Source organism: Schumannella sp. 10F1B-5-1 (assembly GCF_006517535.1).
GTDB lineage: Bacteria > Actinomycetota > Actinomycetes > Actinomycetales > Microbacteriaceae > Schumannella.
Window position 1 is genome coordinate 1 of the sequence record NZ_VHQH01000039.1, and the last position, 20,212, is coordinate 20,212.

General features: G+C 72.7%; 16 protein-coding genes and 1 other RNA gene. 8 read left to right on the plus strand and 9 right to left on the minus strand.

Features of this window, described 5'->3' with window-relative positions; translation table 11 throughout:
- Window positions 1-161: 161 nt before the first annotated feature.
- The gene (smpB, locus tag FJ658_RS10755; RefSeq protein ID WP_141145396.1) at window positions 162-650 is read left to right on the plus strand and encodes an SsrA-binding protein SmpB; all 489 of its coding nucleotides are present in this window, start codon (window positions 162-164) and stop codon (window positions 648-650) included.
- A gap of 59 nt (window positions 651-709) precedes the next feature.
- Here smpB and FJ658_RS10760 read toward each other — a convergent pair whose 3' ends face one another.
- The gene (locus tag FJ658_RS10760) at window positions 710-1,762 is read right to left on the minus strand and encodes an LLM class F420-dependent oxidoreductase (protein ID WP_141145397.1); all 1,053 of its coding nucleotides are present in this window, start codon (window positions 1,760-1,762) and stop codon (window positions 710-712) included.
- Window positions 1,763-1,850: 88 nt separating this feature from the next.
- Between FJ658_RS10760 and FJ658_RS10765 the strand changes: the two genes are divergently transcribed.
- Both FJ658_RS10765 and FJ658_RS10770 read left to right on the plus strand, forming a co-directional pair.
- Window positions 1,851-3,398, plus strand: a complete 1,548-nt coding sequence (locus FJ658_RS10765) for an MFS transporter (RefSeq protein WP_141145398.1) — start codon at window positions 1,851-1,853, stop codon at window positions 3,396-3,398.
- A 2-nt stretch (window positions 3,399-3,400) separates the two neighbouring features.
- Complete coding sequence (locus tag FJ658_RS10770; RefSeq protein WP_141145399.1) at window positions 3,401-4,237, plus strand: sulfurtransferase; 837 nt, start codon at window positions 3,401-3,403, stop codon at window positions 4,235-4,237.
- A gap of 41 nt (window positions 4,238-4,278) precedes the next feature.
- On the opposite strand, the gene FJ658_RS10775 is transcribed toward FJ658_RS10770, so the two are convergent.
- Window positions 4,279-4,968 carry an SIMPL domain-containing protein gene (locus tag FJ658_RS10775; protein WP_141145400.1) on the minus strand — a complete coding sequence of 230 codons (690 nt, stop codon included), beginning with the start codon at window positions 4,966-4,968 and terminating at the stop codon, window positions 4,279-4,281.
- 142 nt (window positions 4,969-5,110) lie between these two features.
- Between FJ658_RS10775 and ssrA the strand changes: the two genes are divergently transcribed.
- Window positions 5,111-5,480, plus strand: a transfer-messenger RNA (tmRNA) gene (gene ssrA, locus FJ658_RS10780).
- Between the two features lie 68 nt (window positions 5,481-5,548).
- Window positions 5,549-6,550 carry an aldo/keto reductase gene (locus FJ658_RS10785; RefSeq protein ID WP_141145401.1) on the plus strand — a complete coding sequence of 334 codons (1,002 nt, stop codon included), beginning with the start codon at window positions 5,549-5,551 and terminating at the stop codon, window positions 6,548-6,550.
- 26 nt (window positions 6,551-6,576) lie between these two features.
- Here the strand turns inward: FJ658_RS10785 and FJ658_RS10790 are convergent, their stop codons facing one another.
- The 4 genes from FJ658_RS10790 to aroA all read right to left on the minus strand — a co-directional run bounded on the left by FJ658_RS10790 (window position 6,577) and on the right by aroA (window position 11,100).
- Window positions 6,577-7,602: an isopenicillin N synthase family oxygenase gene (locus tag FJ658_RS10790; RefSeq protein ID WP_141145402.1), complete on the minus strand. Its 1,026-nt coding sequence runs from the start codon at window positions 7,600-7,602 to the stop codon at window positions 6,577-6,579.
- A 112-nt stretch (window positions 7,603-7,714) separates the two neighbouring features.
- Window positions 7,715-8,503 carry an inositol monophosphatase family protein gene (locus FJ658_RS10795; RefSeq protein WP_141145403.1) on the minus strand — a complete coding sequence of 263 codons (789 nt, stop codon included), beginning with the start codon at window positions 8,501-8,503 and terminating at the stop codon, window positions 7,715-7,717.
- A gap of 52 nt (window positions 8,504-8,555) precedes the next feature.
- On the minus strand, window positions 8,556-9,623 hold the full coding sequence (rsgA, locus tag FJ658_RS10800; protein WP_141145404.1) for a ribosome small subunit-dependent GTPase A: 1,068 nt from the start codon (window positions 9,621-9,623) through the stop codon (window positions 8,556-8,558).
- 43 nt (window positions 9,624-9,666) lie between these two features.
- On the minus strand, window positions 9,667-11,100 hold the full coding sequence (gene aroA, locus FJ658_RS10805; RefSeq protein ID WP_141145405.1) for a 3-phosphoshikimate 1-carboxyvinyltransferase: 1,434 nt from the start codon (window positions 11,098-11,100) through the stop codon (window positions 9,667-9,669).
- A gap of 113 nt (window positions 11,101-11,213) precedes the next feature.
- Between aroA and FJ658_RS10810 the strand changes: the two genes are divergently transcribed.
- Window positions 11,214-11,966: a sigma-70 family RNA polymerase sigma factor gene (locus FJ658_RS10810; RefSeq protein ID WP_141145406.1), complete on the plus strand. Its 753-nt coding sequence runs from the start codon at window positions 11,214-11,216 to the stop codon at window positions 11,964-11,966.
- Window positions 11,963-12,196, plus strand: a complete 234-nt coding sequence (locus FJ658_RS10815) for an alpha-ketoglutarate decarboxylase (protein WP_141145407.1) — start codon at window positions 11,963-11,965, stop codon at window positions 12,194-12,196. The genes FJ658_RS10810 and FJ658_RS10815 overlap by 4 nt, the downstream gene beginning before the upstream one ends.
- Before the next feature lie 149 nt (window positions 12,197-12,345).
- On the opposite strand, the gene FJ658_RS10820 is transcribed toward FJ658_RS10815, so the two are convergent.
- Genes FJ658_RS10820 through FJ658_RS10830 form a run of 3 tightly spaced genes read right to left on the minus strand, consistent with a single transcriptional unit; the run spans window position 12,346 to window position 18,570 of the window.
- Entirely contained in the window at window positions 12,346-13,398 is a 1,053-nt protein-coding gene (locus tag FJ658_RS10820; protein ID WP_141145408.1) for a lipopolysaccharide assembly protein LapB, read from the minus strand.
- Window positions 13,395-14,747 carry an AAA family ATPase gene (locus FJ658_RS10825; protein ID WP_141145409.1) on the minus strand — a complete coding sequence of 451 codons (1,353 nt, stop codon included), beginning with the start codon at window positions 14,745-14,747 and terminating at the stop codon, window positions 13,395-13,397. Before FJ658_RS10825 ends, FJ658_RS10820 begins: the two co-directional genes overlap by 4 nt.
- 43 nt (window positions 14,748-14,790) lie before the next feature.
- Window positions 14,791-18,570, minus strand: a complete 3,780-nt coding sequence (locus tag FJ658_RS10830) for a multifunctional oxoglutarate decarboxylase/oxoglutarate dehydrogenase thiamine pyrophosphate-binding subunit/dihydrolipoyllysine-residue succinyltransferase subunit (protein ID WP_141145410.1) — start codon at window positions 18,568-18,570, stop codon at window positions 14,791-14,793.
- A 177-nt stretch (window positions 18,571-18,747) separates the two neighbouring features.
- Between FJ658_RS10830 and FJ658_RS10835 the strand changes: the two genes are divergently transcribed.
- Window positions 18,748-20,187, plus strand: coding sequence for a GuaB1 family IMP dehydrogenase-related protein (locus FJ658_RS10835; protein ID WP_141145411.1), 1,440 nt, complete (start codon window positions 18,748-18,750; stop codon window positions 20,185-20,187).
- The last annotated feature ends 25 nt before the right edge of the window (window positions 20,188-20,212 follow it).

A 20,212-nucleotide genomic window follows, 5' to 3' on the forward strand; every position in this document is an offset into this window, starting at 1 on the left:
CCTACCGCACCGTCACCAACCTGCTGACCGAGTACATCTAGCCGCCGGCGGGTGGACCGGGCCGAGCTCGAGCTAGACTGACGGGCTGCGCGCTCGCCCGACGCTCCGACGTCGACCGGCGAGGCGCGCGTCCGCAGTCGGCACGAGCTCAGGAGGCGATCATGGCCAAGAAGGACGAGGGCACCCGCAACAAGGTGGTCGCCTCGAACCGCCGTGCGCGCCACGACTACCTCATCGAGGACACCTACGAGGCGGGTCTCGTGCTCACGGGCACCGAGGTGAAGTCGCTGCGCGAGGGCCGCGCCTCCCTCGTCGACGGCTACGCCTTCGTCGACGACCGCGGCGAGGCCTGGCTCGACGCCGTGCACATCCCCGAGTACCTCGAGGGGACCTGGAACAATCACGCCCCGCGCCGCAAGCGCAAGCTGCTTCTGCACCGGGCGCAGATCATCAAGATCACGCACAAGACGAAGGAGGGCGGCTACACGCTGGTGCCGCTCTCGATCTACTTCACCGAGGGGCGCGCGAAGGTCGAGCTCGCGGTCGCGAAGGGCAAGCGGGAGTACGACAAGCGCCAGACCCTGCGCGAGCGGCAGGACCGCCGCGAGGCGGAGCGGGCGATCTCGAGCCGCCGGCACCTGGGCGAGTAGTCGCGGGCCGCGTCGCGATCCGCGTCCGGGTCGCGGCTCGCGACCTCGCGGGACCCGGGTCAGAGCGCGTCGATGAGCCCGCGCAGCCCCTCGAGCTGCTGGATGCGCGCTCCCCGCGTCGGCGCGAGCGGCTGCGCCGTCAGCGTCGTCACGCCCGAGTCGACGAGCGCCTGCAGCCGCTCGCGCACGTGCGTCTCGCTGCCGATCAGCGAGGTGCCGACGAGCAGCTCCTCGGGCACGGCCTCGGCGGCGGCCTTCTTCTCGCCGGCCAGGTAGAGCTCCTGGATGCGCGCCGCCGCATCCTCGAAGCCATAGCGCACCGCGAGGTCGTTGTAGAAGTTCGCGCCCTTGGCGCCCATGCCGCCGACGTAGAGCGCGACGCGGTCGCGATAGACCTCGAGCGCCTGGTCGGTGTCGTCGGCGATGAGCAGCGGCGCCTGCGCCTGCACGTCGAGCTCGCTGAGCGACGGGTCGCGGCGCTCGAATCCCGCGTCGAGCGCGTCGCCCCAGGCGAGGTGCGCGCGACCAGGGAAGTAGAACAGCGGGATCCAGCTCTCCGCGATCTCGGCCGCCTGCGCGACGGCCTTGGGCGTCAGCGCGGCGATCGCGATCGGGATGCGCTCGCGGCGCGGGTGGTTGATGAGCTTGAGAGGCTTGCCGAGCCCGGTGCCGCGGTCGGCGGGCAGCGGGATCGGGTGGTCGCGGCTCTCGGAGACGACCGGCTCACGGCGCCACAGCATCCGGCACACGTCGACGGTCTCGCGCAGGCGCGCGAGCGGGCGGTGGAATGGCACGCCGTGGAAGCCCTCGATGACCTGCGGACCCGAGGAGCCGAGCCCGAGCTCGAACCGGCCGCCGCTGACGTCGTCGAGGCCGGCCGCGGTCATGGCGATCATCGTGGGTGTGCGCGAGAACAGGGGCATGATGCCGCTCGCGAGGGTGATCCGCTCCGTCACCGCGGCGAGGTAGCCGAGCCGGCTGACGGCGTCGAAGCTGTAGGCCTCGGCGGCGGCGACCACGTCGACGCCGACGCGCTCCGCCTCCACCACCTCCTCAGCGATCTCGCGGAAGTCGTCGGAGTAGTCGGCCACGATGCCGAGACGAAGGGTCATGGGGCCACGCTACGACAGCTTCGGGCCAGCTGAGCGTGAGCCCGGCGCGCTCGGCGCGGTGTCGCCGCCCGGTTCTAGGCTGGATCCGATGAGCGAACCCGACGCCGCGCCGCCCGCCCCGCCGAGCGAGGAGCCCGCATCGCCCTGGCGCGCGTTCGCCGTCTGCGTGTCGGTCGCCGCCCTCACGATCCTCGATCTCTCCAAGGTCAACGTCGGCCTGCCGTCAATCGAGAGCGCGCTCGATGCCGGCCCGACGTCGCTGCAGCTGATCGTCGCCGGCTACGCCCTCGCCTTCGGCCTGGTGCTCGTGCCGTCGGGCCGGCTCGGCGACCTGAAGTCGCGGCGCACCATGTTCCTGGTCGGGCTGACCGTGTTCGCGCTCGCGAGCCTCGCCTGCGCGCTCGTGCCGACGGTCGAGCTGCTCGTGGTCGCGCGCATCGTGCAGGGTGTGGCGGCGGGCATCCAGATGCCGCAGGTGCTGGGCATGGTGCAGCAGCTCTTCGTCGGCCCCGAGCGCGGCCGCGCCTTCGGGCTGTTCGGCGCGATCATCGGTCTCTCGACCGCCCTGGGGCCGACGCTCGGCGGCCTGCTCATCCTGCTCGGCGGCGAGCAGAGCGGCTGGCGACTGCTGTTCTGGATGAACGTGCCGCTCGCCGCGATCCTCTTCGTACTGGCGTGGCGGCTCCTGCCGCGACGTCAGCGCACGGCCGCGGCCGACGCCTCGCTCGATCCCGTCGGCATCGTGCTGCTCGGGGTCAGCGTGCTCGCGCTCATGCTCCCCTTCGTGCTGACGACCGGGAAGGACGACCCGCCGGCGCGCTGGCTCATCCTCCTCATGTTCGGGGCCGCATTCGCGGGCTTCGTGCTCTGGGAGCGCCGCTACCGGGCCCGCGGACGCACGCCGATCGTCGACTTCACGCTGTTCCGGCGGGCGAGCTTCCGCAACGGCACGCTGATCGCGGCGGCGTACTTCGCGGCCATGCCGGCCACCTTCCTCACGGTCACGCTCTTCCTGCAGCAGGGCCTCGAGCTCGCCCCCGTCTTCGCGGGCATGATCACGATCCCCTTCGCCGTGGCGTCGGCGATCAGCGCCTGGATCTCGGGGCGTCTGGTCGGCCGGATCGGCCGGCCGCTCGTGCTGGGCGGGCTCGCGATCGTCGTGATCGGGTTCACGGCGCAGATCGCGCTGGCGGTCATCCTGCCTCCCGAGGTCGCGCCGTACGGCATGGCGGCGGCCATGCTGGTGGCGGGCATCGGCGGCGGCGCCGTCATCTCGCCCAACCAGACGCTCACGCTCGCCGAGGTGCCGGTCGAGGAGGGCGGCGTCGCGGGGTCGATCGGGCAGCTGGGGCAGCGCATCGGCACGGCGATCGGCCTCGCCGCCGGAACCGCCCTCTTCTATGCGGTGATCGCCGGGGAGAGCGGTGGCAGGATCGAGGTGTACCACGACGCCTACCGCTCGGTGGGCTTCGTGACCATCGGATTCGTGGTGCTGGCGCTCGTGTTCGCGATCGCCGATCAGTGGAGCCGGGCGCGCGGGCGCGTCGGCGTCACCGGCACCGGGACCGCACCGGGCGACGCCGCCCGGAACGGGGCCCGCGGGGATGCGATCCCGGCGGGGGAGGGGAAGGAGTGACGATGACGTCACCGCTGATCGAGGTCGACGAGCTGGCCGAGCGGCTGCAGGCGGGCCGGGTGACGGTCGTGCTGGATGCGCGCTGGCAGCTGGGCGCGAGCGACGGACACGAGCGCTACGTCAGCGGGCACATCCCGGGCGCGCTGTTCGTCGACCTGGAGACCGATCTGGCCGACCCGCCCTCGCCCGAGCGCGGCCGGCATCCGCTGCCCTCACGCGAGCGCTTCCAGGCTCTGCTGCGTCGCCTCGGCATCGACGCCGGCGATCACGTCGTGGTCTACGACCAGGCGCACGGCGTCTCGGCGGCACGGTTCTGGTGGATGCTGCGCAACGCCGGCATCACGACTGTGCGCGTGCTCAACGGCGGCCTGCGGGCCTGGGGCGAGGCCGGCGGACGGCTCGAAGGCGGCGAGGGCGTGCTGCCCGACGACGGCACGATCGAGATCGGCTGGGATCGGATGCCGCAGCTCGACATCGACGAGGCCGCGGCGTTCCCGGATCGCGGCGTGCTGCTCGACGCGCGGGCCCCGGAGCGCTTCCGCGGCGAGGTCGAGCCGGTCGACCCGCGCGCCGGGCATATCCCCGGGGCGACCTCGGCTCCGACGGCGGGCAATCTCGACGAGAACGCCCGCTTCCTCGCCCCCGAGGTGCTCGCGGCCCGGTTCGACGCCCTCGGTGCGGCCGAGGACGCGCAGATCGGCGCCTACTGCGGCTCCGGCGTGACGGCGGCCCACGTCGTGCTGGCGCTCGAGCTGGCCGGGCGCCGCGCCGCGCTGTTCCCCGGTTCGTGGTCGCAGTGGTCGAACGACCCGGAGCGGCCCGTGGCGACCGGCGCCTGAGGCCCCGCCGCGCCGCGTTGCACCGCGCTGCGCTGTACCGCTCAGCTCGCGTGCAGCCGCACGTCCACCTGCGCCGCCACCCGGATGCGCTCGGGCGTGAGGTCGAGCTGCGGCGGCTCGCCGCCGCCGGCCGCGCCGCGCGAGCGCGCCATCAGGGGCGCCGCGGCGCCGGCGAAGACCCCGCCGCCACCCGACGACGGGCTGGCGTCGCCGAGCATCCCGGGGTCGGCGATCGCGAGCGGGGCGACGTTCTCGAGGCCGACGGCGCGGGCGTAGACCTTGCCCTTCTCGAGCGCGGCCCGCACGGCCGCACCGCGCACGGTCGCGAGGGCGGCGCGGCGGGTCTCCTCCGAGAGGTCCCAGCGGATGCCGGCGATCGTGACGCCGTCGGCGTCGGAGAGCCGGGCGATGACGTCGGCGAGCGCATCCCGGTCGCGGAACCGCGCGCGCACGCCGACTGAGGTCGAGTGCACGAGGGGGAGTCGCTTGCCCTGGTTGTTCCAGGGGCGCTGCGCCGTGACGCGCACCCGGTCGGCCGACCACCGGGTCACGGCGCCGCTCGCGTGCAGCGGCTCGATCAGCGCCGTGAGGGCCGCGGCCGTCTCGGTCGCGCGGCGGAACACCGGCTCGCGCTCGGGCCCGTCGACCGCGACGACGAGCTCGAGCGTCGCGCGCTCCGCCTCGTGCCAGCTCTCGTGCTCGCCCTGCACCGTGATCGTGATCGCATCCATGGGCTCATCCTGCCCCACCGGTGCGCAGGTCGGCGGTTGTCGCTTAGTATGGAAGGCCGCCCGGATCCCGGGCGGACTTGGCAACTCCACAGCGCGCGACACGGCCCGCACCTGGCTCTCCTCGAGAGCGGATGCGCAGCACGGGGATGATCGGTTTCGACATTGCCTGTGACCCTGCGAGAAGCGGGCCGAGGATGCAGGGTTATCTCGTTAACGCTCTCTGCAACCTATAGGTGCCAATTCCAAGCGCACCGACTTCGCCCTCGCTGCCTAAGCAGGGTTGAAAGTCCGTCAGACCGGGTTCGCCTTCGCCCCGGACCCTGGCGTCAGCTAGAAGGCTCGCTGCGGTGTCGTGTCTCAGGGCACCGCGGGACTTGCACTGAGACTGGGCCCGTCGATCTAGGCGTTCGTGACAAAGATCGGGGCCGAGCAGAACGTCTCCACGGACTACGCCCGTAGAAGGCGCAGCCTTGCAGCAGTGGACGGGGGTTCGATTCCCCCCATCTCCACCACAGGATGCTCCGGCATCGGTCGTGTCGCGCGCTGGGAGTCGCCGCACCCGTCTCACGTCTGGATGCGCATGCCCGAGGCCGATTCCGACCGGTCGATCGCGGCCGCGCCCGGCGGCGCCCCGGGCGTCACCGGCGGTGATGCCGTCGCGCGCCTCGGCCTCGGTCTGGCCGCGCTCGGCCGCCCGGCCTACATCACGACGCACCGCGACGCCGACCTCGGCGATCCCGCGCACCGCACGGTCGAGTGGATGCGCGCCCACGCGCACGAGCTGCTCGATGCGGCGTGGGCCGCGGGGATCCGCTACCTCGACGCGGCCCGGTCGTACGGGCTCGCGGAGGAGTTCCTCGGATCGTGGCTGGCCGCGCATCCGGAGCGCCGCGCCGAGCTGACGGTCGGCTCGAAGTGGGGCTACGCCTACGTGGGCGACTGGCAGATGGATGCGGCGGTGCACGAGCGCAAGGAGCACAGTCGCGCGCAGCTCGACCGGCAGTGGCCCGAGACCCTCGACGCCCTGGGCGGAGCACCCGACGTCTATCTCGTGCACTCGGTCACGCCCGACAGCCCGGCGCTCGACGACGCGGCCCTGCTCGACGGACTGCGCGCGATCGCGGCCGACGGAGTGCGCGTGGGCTTCTCGACCAGCGGGCCGGAGCAGGCCGCCGTGATCGATCGCGCGCTGACGCTCGCCGACTCGCCGTTCTCGGTCGTGCAGTCGACCTGGAACCTGCTCGAGCCGAGCGCCGGCGGCGCCCTCGCCGCGGCTCACGACGCCGGCTGGCTCGTGGTCGTCAAGGAGTCGCTCGCCAACGGACGCCTGGCGCCCGGGTCGGCGCCCGCTCCGCTCGATCGCGCGGCCGGCGAGCTCGGGATGAGCGCTGACGCGCTGGCGATCGGCGCCGTGCTGGCGCAGCCCTGGGCCGACGTCGTGCTGCTCGGCGCCGTCACCGCAGAGCAGCTCGCCGCCAACACCGCGGCGCGGGCCGTGCCGGAAGCCCCGGCCGACCTGGCCGCTCTCGCGCAGCCGGCCGCCGAGTACTGGGCCGACCGCTCCGCCCTCGCCTGGCGTTAGGTACACCGGGCGAGGGCGTCCGCGCGTCAGGCCCGGCGGGCCGCCAGCAGGTCCTGGTGGTGCGCCTCGGCCACGTTCGGGTGCGCACGCAGGCGGTAGCGCAGCGCGTTCTCGCCGTAGACCTCGAGGATCTTCGAGTTCTCGGGGTCGACGGTCAGCCCGCGCACCTCGGCGGCGAGCTCGGGAGGCAGCGTGAGCTGCGGCATCCGCGCATCCAGGGCCGGGTTGTAGAAGAACGGCACCGAGATGCGGTCGGTGCCCTCGGCGGGCGAGAACACGCGGTGCAGGGTCGCCTGCAGGTAGCCCTCGCTCGCAAGCTCGAACATCTCGCCGATGTTCACGACGAAGGCGCCGGACAGGGCCGGGGCGTCGATCCACTCGCCCTGGTGCTCGACCTGCAGGCCCTCCTTGCCGGGCTCGACCAGCAGCAGGGTCAGCACGCCGCCGTCACGGTGCTCGCCGACGCCCTGACCCTCGCGGCCCTCGGGGCTGCCGGGGTAGCGCACGATCTTGAGCATGGGGAACGCGGCGTCGCCGAAGGCGGCGTCGAAGCTGTCCTCGGGGGCGCCGAGCGAGACGGCCCAGGTGCGCAGCAGGCGCAGCGAGAGGTCGCTCAGCTCGCTCACCCAGCGCTCGACGACCGGCTGCAGCTCGGGCAGCGCCTCGGGCCACAGGTTCGGGCCCTCGAGGCGCCAGTAGTCGGCGGCGTCCTCGCCGTCGGCGGCCTCGTGCACCGGGCGCTCGGCGCCGATGTCGATCTGCTCGCGCCAGTCGACGCGGCCGACCGTGAGCTCCTTGCCGACGCGGGTGTAGCCGCGGAACTGCGGGCTGCGCGTGTTCTCGATCGCGAGCTTCGCCTCTTCGGGCAGCTCGAAGAACCGGCGCGAGAGGGCCAGGATGTCGTCGATCAGCTCCTGCTCGATGCCGTGGCCGACGAGGTAGAAGAACCCGACATCGCGGGTGACGCGGCGCAGGTCGGCGCGGAAGGCATCCGCCTCCTCGGGGGAGGCGTCGAGGCGGGAGAGGTCGAGCACGGGCAGCGATTCGAGCATGGTCATATCGTGCCCTGTCCGGACAGCACCGGATGACCACGTTACGTCGGGCCGGATCCGGCGGCGCGGCGCGGCCCCGGACGTCACATCCGCGCCGGGGTCTTGCGCTTGGTCAGCGCGCTGTGATCGCCAGGACCTCGTCGTGGATGTGGCCGTTGGTCGCGAGCGCGCTGCCCGTCTCGAGCGAGTCGTCGCCGTCGAGCGAGCTGAAGCGGCCGCCGGCCTCGCGCACGATCGGCGCGATCGGGGCGAGGTCCCAGGGCTTGAGGTCGTATTCGCCGGCCATGTCGAGGGCGCCCTCGGCGACGAGCATGTACGACCAGATGTCGCCGATGGCCCGGGTGCGCCAGGCGGCGCGGTTCAGCGCGGTGAGCTGCTCGAGGCGGCCTTCGTCATCCCAGCCGACGAAGGAGTTGTAGCTGATGTTCGCCTCGCCGAGCGTCGCGACGTCGCTGACGTGCAGCGCACGCGGCTCCTCGCCGTGCTGCTGCACGAAGGCGCCGTGCCCGGTCGCACCCCACCAGCGGCGGCCGAGGGCGGGGGAGCTGACGACGCCCAGCTGCGGCTCGCCGTCGACGACGAGCGCGATCAGGGTGCCCCAGATCGGCACGCCGCGCAGGAAGTTGGCGGTGCCGTCGATGGGGTCGATGACCCAGACGCGGCCGGCGCCGAGGGTGCCGCCGTACTCCTCGCCGAACACCGTGTCGCCCGGGCGCGCGGCGTCGAGCTGCTCGCGGATGACCTTCTCGACGCGGGTGTCGGCGTCGGTGACGTGCGTGCGGTCGGCCTTGAGCGACACGTCGAGGTCGGCGGCGCGGTAGCGGTCGAGCGAGACGAGATCCGCCTCGGCGGCGAGCGAGAGGGCGACGGCGAGGTCGTCGGCGAGGCTGTACGCGGTCATGGGTCGAGCCTATTCCGCGCCGGTGAGTGTCCGGCGGCCGTGGACGCCGGCGTCAGTCCGCCCTGCTGATACCGGGGCGCAGGGTCGCGAGCAGCCGTCGCATCGAGTCGACCCGCTCTGCCGTGAGGCGCCCGTCGGCGACGGCCTCGTCGAGGGCGCAGTCCGGGGCGTCGGCTAGATGCGTGCATCCTCGGGGGCAGTCTTCGGCGACCGCCGCGAGGTCGGTGAAGCCGCGGATGACGTTGTCGGGATCGACGTGGCCCAGGCCGAAGGAGCGCACGCCGGGGGTGTCGATGATCCAGCCGCCGCCCGGCAGCTTCAGCGACACGGTCGACGACGAGGTGTGGCGGCCGCGGCCCGTGACGGCGTTGACGACGCCCGTGGCGCGGGCGGCGCCGGGCACGAGGGCGTTCACGAGCGTCGACTTGCCGACGCCCGAGTGGCCCACGGCGACCGTGCTGCGGTCACGCAGCACCGGCTCGAGCTCGGCGAGCGGCGCGGCGCCCTTCGCGCTCGTGAAGACGGGGATGTCGAGTCCCTCGAAGTTCGCCAGGAACGGCGCCGGGTCGGCCAGGTCGGTCTTGGTGACGACCAGCAACGGGTGGATGCCGGCGTCGTAGGCGGCGACGAGGTAGCGGTCGACGAGGCGGGCGCGCGGCTCGGGATTCGCGGCCGCGACGACGATGAGCAGCTGCTCGGCGTTCGCCACGACGACGCGCTCGACGGCATCGCTGTCGTCGGCGCTGCGGCGCAGCAGCGTGCGGCGCGGGCGGATGCGCACGATGCGCGCGAGGGAGCCCTCGTCGCCGGAGGTGTCTCCCACCACATCCACCTCGTCGCCGTTGACGATCGCCTCCTTGCGCAGCTCGCGCGCCCGGGTGCAGGTGATCTCGCGCTGCTCGCCGTCGCCGGGACCGGAGTCGCCCGTCGCCCCCGCGCCGACCAGCACGCCATAGCGCCCGCGATCGACCGTGACGACGCGGCCGACGACCGAGTCGGCGTGCTCGGGGCGGCGCTTCGTGCGCGGTCGGTTCGCCTTCGGGTTCGGGCGCGCGCGGTACGACGAGTCGTCCCAGGCGTCGAGCGCGTCGTCCTCGTCGTCGGGCGGCAGCCAGCTCATGCGACCGCGTCCTCGCGCAGAGCGCGACGCGCGCGCCGGGAGCTCAGAGCAGCCCCGCCGGGTCGAGGCTCACGCCGCCGGCGCCCGCAGCGCCCGCGACCGGGCCGTGGCCGAGCATCCGCTGCCACAGCTCCGGGAACTGGGGGAGCGTCTTCGCCGTCGCGCCGATGTCGTCGACCGTGACGCCCGGCACGGCGAGTCCGACGATCGCACCCGCCGTGGCGATGCGGTGGTCGTCGAAGGCGCGCCAGGGGCCGGCGTGCAGCGGATGCGGCTGGAAGGCGAGTCCGTCATCCACCTCGGTCACCTGGCCGCCGAGGTCGGCGAAGAGCGCCGCGAGCGCGGCGAGGCGGTCGGTCTCGTGTCCGCGCAGGTGCGCGATGCCGGTGATCGACGACGCGCCCTCGGCGAAGGCGACCAGCGCCGCGATCGAGGGGGCGAGCTCGCCGCCCTCGCTGAGGTCGAGATCGAGTGCCGGGATGCGCGTCCCGCCGATCACGCCCGCGCCGCCGTCGATCGTGAGAGCGCCGCCCTCGCGCCGCACGGCGGCGCCGTAGCGCGGCAGGATCTCGCCGAGCGAGTCGCCCACCTGGGTCGTGGCGGCGGGCCAGCCGTCGATCGTGACGGTGCCGCCCGCGATCAGCGCCGCGACCAGGAACGGCGCCGCGTTCGACAGGTCGGGCTCGATGTCGACGTCGAGCGCGCGGATCGGCGCGTTCGGCACGACCCAGACGCCCGGCTCGGGCGAGGTCACCTCGACGCCGCGGGCCGCGAGGGTCGCGATCGTCATCTCGATGTGCGGCATGCTCGGCAGTCGCTCACCCGTGTGACGCAGCGTGAGGCCGTTCTCGAAGCGCGGGGCCGCGAGCAGCAGACCCGAGACGAACTGGCTGGAGGCCGAGGCGTCGATCTCGAGCTCGCCGCCGGCGATGCGGCCCGTGCCGTGAACGGTGAAGGGGAGCGCGCCACGCCCCTCGTCGGCGACGTCGACGCCGAGCGCGCGCAGCGACTCGATCGTCGTGCGCATGGGGCGCTTGCGGGCGTGCGGGTCGCCGTCGAACACGACAGGACCGAGCGCGAGTGCCGCGAGCGGCGGCACGAAGCGCATGACCGTGCCGGCGAGACCGCAGTCGATCGAGCTCGAGCCGCTCAGCTCCTCGGGCGGGGTGATGCGCAGGTCGGGGCCGAAGTCGCCGTCACCCGGCACCTCCTCGATCTCGACGCCGAGCTCGCGCAGCGCCTCGATCATGAGCGCCGAGTCACGCGAGTGCAGGGGACGCCGCAGCAGCGACGGGCCGTCGGCGAGAGCGGCGAGCACGAGCTCGCGGTTCGTGAGGCTCTTCGATCCGGGGAGCGTGAGGCGCGCATCCAGCGGACCGGTCGCGGTCGGCGCCGACCACGGACCCGGTTCGGGCGTCTCGGGGGCGCGATCGCCGTAGGGATCGAAGTCGGGCGCGGAATACGTGGAGAGCTGCATCGGTTCACCAGGATATCGCCCGTCATCCCGGGCGAGGAGGAGCGCTGGTGGCTGTACTCGAAGCACCCGTCGTCCGCCGTCGATCCGACCGGGCGCAACTAGACTCGTCGCCGATGAACAGGGAAGACGAGGAGACCGTCGACCTCGACGGCGATCGCGAGCTCGACAGCCACGACGACGCGTCCGGTCAGGATGCCGCCGTCGACGCCGAGCGCGATGACGACGCCGATCTGGCCGGCGCCGACGAGGACCTCAACGGCCGCCTGCGCAGCGCGCTGCCGCCGGAGGAGCTGCGCCGCCTCTTCGAGGAGCAGGCGCTGCCGTACATGGACCAGCTCTACGCGGCCGCCCTGCGCATGACGCGCAACGCCGCCGATGCCGGCGACCTGGTGCAGGAGACCTTCGTGAAGGCCTTCAGCGCCTTCGCGCAGTTCCGCCAGGGCACCAACCTGAAGGCCTGGCTCTACCGCATCCTGACCAACACCTTCATCAACAGCTACCGCAAGAGCCAGCGGCAGCCGTACCAGAACGCGATCGACGAGCTCGAGGACTGGCAGCTCGGGTCGGCCGAATCGCTCACGCAGGGTCGCACCACCCGCTCCGCCGAGGCGGAGGCGATCGACCACCTGCCCGACAGCGACGTCAAAGAGGCGCTGCAGTCGATCCCGGAGGACTTCCGGATGGCCGTCTACCTCGCCGATGTCGAGGGATTCGCCTACCAGGAGATCGCCGACATCATGAAGACCCCCGTCGGCACCGTGATGAGCCGACTCCACCGAGGGCGCCGCCTGCTGCGCGAGCGCCTCGCCGACTACGCACGCGACCGCGGATACGTCGTCGCGGACACCCCGAGGAGAGGACGATGACCGACTGCGGTTGCGACAAAGCGAAGGCGGAGCTCGAGGAGTTCCTGCACCGTGAGCTGAGCGACGACGACTTCCGGGATGTGTCCGAGCACCTGGAGAGCTGCGTCGACTGCGAGACCGAGGCCACGGTCGGCCTCACGCTCATGCAGAAGGTGCGCAGCGCCTGCCAGGAGAAGGCTCCCGAGGAGCTGCGCGAGGCGATCCTCGCGCGACTCAGCGCCCACGCCTGAGCGCCGCCCCCCGGAGGCCCCGATCCCGAGCGCGCACGATCGGATCGGCGCGGACCGTCAGAGTCGACGGCTCCGCGCCCGTCCGACCCGTCTCGTGCTGAATGGATGCGCGGCGAGCGTCGTGCCGGGGGGATCCGCGCGGCCGGCGCTCACGCGCCGAGCGCCTCGCGCTGCCGGCGCAGGCGACGACGCCGCACGAGCACCAGGATGACGCCCGTGATCACGAGCGCACCGCCGGCGCCGATGAGCACCGGCCAGGCCGCCACGGGCGTCGCCCCGACGACGAGCAGCAGCACCAGAGCGAGACCCATCACGGCGACCCAGGCCACGAGCAGCCGGTCGCTGTGCAGCGCGAGCTGGGCGAGCGGACGCAGACGCGCTCCGAGGCGCCGACGCGCCCGCACGTAGAGCACGGCCACGCCACCGAGAGCGAGCAGGCCGAGGGCGATCAGCACACCGCGCTCCACCTCGACCGTCACGCCGTCGAAGCGCAGCACCTGGTAGGCGATGAAGAAGGCGACGAACACGACCGAGTGCGCCTGGGTGACGACATTGCCGATCGCGACCAGCAGGTTGTGCCGGGCGAGGCCGCCCGCCGCATCCACGGCGCTCAGCCGCGAGAGCTCCAGCGCCGCGCCGTGCGGGTCGCGCTGCAGCTGCACCACCGCGAGGTTGTGCTGGGCGCCCTCGTCGTGCGGGTCGAGGGCGAGCACGGCGCGGTACTCGTGCTCCGCCGCCTTCCAGTTCTGCTTCTCGAGGTAGGCGTTGCCGAGCACGAAGTGCGCCTGCGGCTCCCCGGGGGCGAGTCGGCAGGCGGTGATGCCCGCCTGGATCGCCACGTCGCGGTGCCGCGGGATCTCGGCCGCCACGATCGACACCGTGGCGTGACTGGCCCACTCGTTCGGGGCGAGGTCGGCGCAGCGGATCGCCGCGTTCAGGCCCTCGTCGCGCCGCCCCACGGCGGCCAGCGCGTGCGCGAGCACCCGCCACGCGTCGGGATCGTCGGGCAGGCGCGCGGCCGCGCTCGAGGCCAGGCGCAGCGCATCCTGGGCATGACCGGCCTGGCGGTGCGCGTCGGAGCCGATCAGCATCGCCCACGGATCGTCGGGGTATTCGGCCAGGTGCGCGCCGACCTCGGCGATCGCGTCATCGGGCCGGCCGGCGGCGAGCAGCGCCTGCGCCCGGCCGAGCCGGTCGCTCACAGGCGCTTCGCCTTCTTGAGGTAGCCCTTGAGCTCGTCGAAGGTGCCGTCGTCGTCGCCGAACAGCACGACGTTGCGGGCGGCGTCGAGCCAGGCGCCCGTCGACGGCGTGACCTCGCGCAGCGCACCGAGCAGGTCGGGCATGCCGATCATGCGGGCGGTGCCGGTGCGTACGCTGTCCATGAGCGCGCGCTCCGAGGCCAGCTCGGCGACGTAGGCGATGTCGGCGCCCGTGAGTCCGTCGGAGCGGCGTGCGAGCTCGGCCAGATCGATCGACTCGACCGGGCGGTCGCGCAGGTGCACGCGGAAGATCGCCTCGCGCGCGGGGGCGTCGGGCGGCAGCACGAGCAGCGTGCGGTCGAGGCGACCCGGGCGGCGCAGCGCGGGGTCGATGTCCCACGGCTGGTTCGTCGCCGCGAGCACGAACACGCCCTCGTTGTCGGCGCCGATGCTGTCGAGCTCCTGCAGCAGCTGCACGACGATGTTGCGCATGCCGCTGTGCCGGGTCTGCGTGCGGCGCACGCCCAGCGCATCCAGCTCGTCGAGGAAGACGACGCAGGGCGCGTTGCGGCGCGCCAGCTGGAACAGCTCGTGCAGATTCCGCTCGCTCGAGCCCATGTAGGGGTCGAGGATGTCGGAGACGCCCGCCGAGATGAAGGCGGCGCCCAGCTCTCCCGCGACCGCCCGGGCGAGGAAGGTCTTGCCGCAGCCGGGAGGTCCGTAGAGCAGGAGCCCACCGCGGAGGCTCTTGCCGTAGAGCCGGCGCAGCTCCTCATTGCGCATCGGCGCGAGGAACGCGGCCTGCAGGCGCTCCTTCACGTGCTGCATGCCGCCGACGTCGGCCAGGCTCGCACCGGCGCGTTCGACGTCGAAGGCGCCGCTCTCGGGCTCGTCGCCGTCGCCGCCGACGAACATCGGATCGACGAGACCGTCGACCTGCGCCTCGGCGGCGGCCCAGTCGAAGGACGCCGCACCCGCGTCCGGGGGAGTCGTCGGCGGATCCGTGGGGGCGCCGCTCGGCGGCGCGTTCGATGGTGCGGTCGAGGGTGCGCTGGGGGCGCCGCTCGGCGCCGCGGGAGGCGCGTCGGCGCCGTCGGAGCCCGCGGGCGGCGTCACGGCCGGCGACGGCTCGTCGGCGTCGTCCCGCGCGCCGGCGACCGCCGCAGCGAGCAGCTCCGACGCCGCCGCGTCGCCGGGTTCGCCGGCGAGCAGCGTGCTCAGGTGGGCGATCGCCTCGGAGCCGAGGCCCGCATCCACGAGGGTGCGGGCCAGGTGCAGCCGCAGAGCGCGGTCGTCGGGGGATGCGGCGACGGCGCGGCGCAGGGACGTCAGGATCAGCTCGTGGTCCATCCCGCCCCCGCGTCCGCGCCGTCGTGCGCTCGTCGTGCCCGGCTCAGCCGAGCTGGAACGCGCGCTCGGTGAACTCGGCCTGCTCGGCCGCGCTGCGCTTCGTCGACCCCGCGGCCGGCGACGCCGACGCGGGGCGCGAGATCACCGTGATCGGGCGGTCGAGGTGGCGGGCCAGCTCCTGGTTGATGAACGGCCAGGCGCCCTGGTTCTCGGGCTCGTCCTGCACCCACACCAGGTCGGCGTTCGGGTAGCGGCCGAACACCGACTGCAGCTGCGCGGTCGGCAGCGGGTAGTACTGCTCCAGCCGCACCAGGGCGACCTGGTCGCCGGTCTGGCGCTTCTCCACCTCGCCCAGCAGGTCGTAGTGCAGCTTGCCGGCGTGCAGCAGCACGCGCTTGACGGCGTTCGGGTCCTGGATGCGCGCGTCGTCGATCACCGGCTCGAAGCGACCCGACGTGAACGCCGCGACGTCGCTCGTGGCGCCGCGCAGACGCAGCATCGACTTCGGAGTGAAGACGACCAGCGGGCGGCGCGGACGGGCGTAGGCCTGGCGGCGCAGCAGGTGGAAGTACGACGCCGGCGTCGACGGACGCGCGATCGTCATGTTCTCCTCGGCGGCGAGCTGCAGGAATCGCTCGATGCGCGCCGACGAGTGGTCGGGTCCCTGGCCCTCGTAGCCGTGGGGGAGCAGCATGACCACGCTCGAGCGCTGGTTCCATTTCTGCTCGGCGGCCGAGATGAACTCGTCGATCACGGTCTGGGCGCCGTTGACGAAGTCGCCGAACTGCGCCTCCCACAGCACGAGCGCGTCCGGGCGCTCGACCGAGTAGCCGTACTCGAAGGCGAGAGCCGCGAACTCGCTCAGCAGCGAGTCGTAGATCCAGAACTTGGCCTGGTTGTCGGCGAGGTTGCCCAGCGGCAGCCACTCCTGGCCGTTCTCGCGGTCGTGGAAGACCGACTGGCGCGACGAGAAGGTGCCGCGGCGCGCATCCTGACCCACCAGGCGCACCGGGGTGCCCTCGGTCAGCAGCGAGCCGAACGCGAGCAGCTCGGCGAAGCCCCAGTCGATGCCGCCCTCGCGGGTCATCGTCTGGCGCTTCTTCAGCAGCTGCTGCAGCTTCGGGTGCACGGTGAAGCCGCTCGGCGGGCTGACGTGCGCGTCGCCGATCAGCTGCACGACCGACTCGGCCACGGCGGTCGACTCGGGCTCGCCGACGCGCTCGTCCTGCTGCGAGTCGGGGCGCTCGAGGTCGCGCTCGGTGGCGCCCTCGGGGATCACCGGCAGGGTGCCGGTCTGCGCCGCGTGCGTCTCGGCGAAGGCGCGCTCGAGGCGGTCCTGGAAGTCCTGGTGCGTCGCCTCGTACTCCTCCTGGGTGATGTCGCCGCGACCCACGAGCGCCTCCATGTAGAGGGTTCGGGTCGAGCGCTTCGCCGAGATGAGGTTGTACATGAGCGGCTGCGTCATCGAGGGGTCGTCGCCCTCGTTGTGGCCGCGGCGGCGGTAGCAGACGAGGTCGATCACGACGTCGCGCTTGAACTTCTGGCGGTAGTCGAAGGCGATCTCGGCCACGCGGATGACGGCCTCGGGGTCGTCGCCGTTCACGTGGAAGATCGGCGCCTGGATCGTCTTGGCGACATCGGTCGAGTAGACCGAGCTGCGCGCATCCACCGGGGAGGTGGTGAAGCCGATCTGGTTGTTCACGACGACGTGGATGGTGCCGCCGGTCTTGTAGCCGCGCAGCTGGGAGAGCTGCAGCGTCTCGACCACGACGCCCTGGCCTGCCATCGAGGCGTCGCCGTGCACGAGCACCGGCAGGGTCGCGAACTGGCCGTCGGCCTTGCGGTCCTGCTTGGCGCGCACGACGCCCTCGAGCACGCCGTTGACGACCTCGAGGTGCGAGGGGTTCGCGGCCAGGTAGACGGCGATCTGCGATCCGTCGCCGCCCGTGAAGGTGCCCTCGGTGCCGAGGTGGTACTTCACGTCGCCCGAGCCGTGCTGCGTGCGCGGGTCCTGGGTGCCCTCGAACTCGCGGAAGATCTGACCGTAGGTCTTGCCCGCGATGTTGGTGAGCACGTTGAGGCGACCGCGGTGCGCCATGCCGATCGCGACCTCGTCGAGGCCCTCCTCGGCGGCGCCCTGCAGGATCTCGTCGAGCAGCGGGATGAGCGACTCGCCGCCCTCGAGGCTGAAGCGCTTCTGGCCGACGTACTTGGTCTGCAGGAAGGTCTCGAAGGCCTCGGCCTCGTTGAGCTTCGCGAGCACGCGCAGCTGCTCGTCGTGGCCCGGCTTCTCGTAGGGGCGCTCGAGGCGCTCCTGGAACCAGCGCCGCTGCTCCGGGTCCTGGATGTGCATGTACTCCACGCCCACCGTGCGGCAGTAGGAGTCGCGCAGCACGCCGAGGATGTCGCGCAGCAGCGCGGCGCGCTTGCCGCCGAAGCCGCCCGTGACGAACTCGCGGTCGAGATCCCAGAAGGTCAGCCCGTGGGTCGCGATGTCGAGGTCGGGGTGCGAGCGCTGCCGGTACTCGAGCGGGTCGATGTCGGCCATGAGGTGGCCGCGCACGCGGAAGGAGTTGATGAGCTCCTGCACGCGGCTGGTCTTGCCGACGCGCTCCGAGAGGTCGACGTTGATGTCGGGGGCCCAGTGGATCGGGTCGTACGGGATGCGCAGCGCCGCGAAGATGCCCTCGTAGAAGCCGTGCTGCCCGATCAGGCGCTCGTGCACCTTTTTGAGGAACTCGCCCGAGCCGGCGCCCTGGATGACGCGGTGGTCGTAGGTCGAGGTGAGCGTGATGGTCTTGCCGATGCCCAGCTCGGCGAGCGTCTTCGGCGCGGAGCCCTGGAACGCGGCCGGGTACTCGAGGGCGCCGGCGCCGATGATGCAGCCCTGGCCCTTCATGAGGCGGGGCACCGAGTGCTCGGTGCCGATGCCGCCCGGGTTGGTGAGCGAGACGGTCACGCCCTGGAAGTCGCCGGGGGTGAGCTTGTTGGTGCGGGCGCGAGCGACCACATCCTCGTAGGCGGCGAGGAACTCGCCGAAGCCCATCGTGTCGGCGCGCTTGATGCCGGGCACCAGCAGCGAGCGGGTGCCGTCGGGCTTGGGCAGGTCGATCGCGATGCCGAGCGTGATGTGCGCCGGGGCGACGACCGAGGGCTTGCCGTCGACCTCGCCGTAGAAGACGTTCTGGCTGGGGAACTCCTTGAGCGCCTCGACCATGGCCCACGCGATCAGGTGGGTGAAGGAGACCTTGCCGCCGCGGGCGCGACGCAGGTGGTTGTTGATGACGATGCGGTTGTCGATCATCAGCTTGGCCGGGATGGTGCGCACGCTCGTCGCGGTCGGGACCGTGAGGCTCGCATCCATGTTGGTCGCGATGGTCTTCGCGAGACCGCGCAGCGGCGTCACCACGTCGGCGGTCTCGGGCTGCTCGGCGACGGGGGCCGTCGCGGGCGCGTCGGCCGGGATCGGCTGCGGCTTGGCCGGCGTCGCGGTGGTGCGGGCGACCGGGGTCGTGCCGGTCGTGGTGGCGGGCTCGGCCGGCGCCGGCGCCGGCGCGGCGGGCTGCTCGGCCGCGGGGGCCGGGGCGGGAGCCGCACTCGCCTCGCTCACGACCGGGATGGCCGTGGTCGGCGTCGGATCGGCGGCTCCGGTGTCGGAACCGGAGGCCTGCGCGTGGCGGGCCTCGAGGATCGGCCACCAGCTCCGATCCACCGATTCCTTGTCGACGAGGTATCGCTCATACAGCTCATCGACGAGCCATTCGTTGGCTCCGAACGCCCCGGAGTCGCCCTCCGGAGTAACACCGGTCACGTGGCTCGACACAGCCGACCGCCCACTCTCACTTGCTCGCTGCGAATTGGTTCAGGACTCGGCGCGACGCGGTGACAGTCGACAGCGCTCGCACCGCCATCAAGCCTATCGCCCGCCGACGGGGCGCTCGTGCCGTCGGGCGGGTGTCGGCCCGATACTTTCGGGGGTTTCTACGGTTACCGTGAGGTCATGCGGTTCGTCAGAGATCTGCCCTCCCACGATCTGACCTACTCGGACGTGTTCCTCGTGCCGAGCCGGTCGGCGGTCACGAGTCGACTCGACGTCGATCTCGCCCCCGACGACGGCACCGGGGCCACGATCCCGATCGTCGCCGCGAACATGAACTCCGTCACCGGGCCGCGGCTCGCCGCCTCGCTCGCCCGGCGCGGCGGGCTCGGCGTGCTGCCCCAGGACATGCCGCTGCAGGACCTGGATGCGGCGATCCGCTGGGTCAAGGACCAGCCGGTGCGCTGGGACACGCCGATCCGCCTCCACGAGGACGCGACGGCCGCCGACGCGCGGGCGCGCATCCCGGCTGTGCCCGGCTACGGCGTGGTGGTGCGGAATGCCGCCGGCGACGACCTGGGCGGCATCCCCGCCGAGCGTCTGGCGCACACGCTCGCCGACGCGCGGCTGGGCGATCTCGTGCAGGCCGACGTCGCCTCGCTCGACGAGGAGGACATCGACACCCCGCGGCGGGCCTTCGACCTGATGGTGGATGCGCAGACCGAGTTCGCGCTGGTGCGGCGCCACGGCGGCGTGATCGGCACCCTCGGCCGGCGCAGCGCCCTGCGCAGCGCGCTCTATGCGCCGGCGGTGGATGCGGGCGGCCGGCTGCGCGTCGCCGCCGCGGTCGGCGTGAACGGCGACGTCGCCGCGAAGGCGCAGGCGCTCGTCGCGGCCGGCGTCGACGTGCTCGTGGTCGACACGGCGCACGGACACCAGGAGCAGATGCTGCGCGCGCTGCAGGCCGTCGCCGGTCTCGGGCTCGACATCCCGATCGCCGCCGGCAACATCGTGACCGCCGACGGGGTGAAGGACCTCGTCGACGCCGGGGCCGACATCCTCAAGGTCGGCGTCGGCCCGGGCGCGATGTGCACGACGCGTATGATGACCGCCGTCGGCCGTCCGCAGTTCTCGGCCGTGCTCGAGACCGCCGAGGCGGCCCGCGAGCTCGGCGCCGCCGTCTGGGCCGACGGGGGAGTGCGCTACCCGCGCGACGTCGCCCTCGCCCTCGCGGCCGGCGCCGCCTCGGTCATGGTCGGCTCGTGGTTCGCCGGAACCGTCGAGGCGCCCGGCGAGCTCGAGACCGACGCCGACGGCCGCGCCTTCAAGCAGAGCTGGGGCATGGCCTCGACGAAGGCGGTGCACGCGCGCTTCGGCCGGCTCGACCCCTGGGAGCTCGCCCGCAAGGAGCTCTTCGCCGAGGGCATCTCGAGCTCGAAGATCTATCTCGACCCGCTGCGCCCCTCGCTCGAGGACCTGCTCGACATGATCACCTCGGGCGTGCGCAGCTCCTTCACCTATGCGGGAGCGACGAGCCTCGCGGAGTTCCGCGAGCGGGCCGTGGTCGGCGTGCAGAGCGCGGCCGGCTATGAGGAGGGCAAGGCGCTGCCGGTCTCCTGGTGACGATCCGCGGCGCGACGTCGCTGCC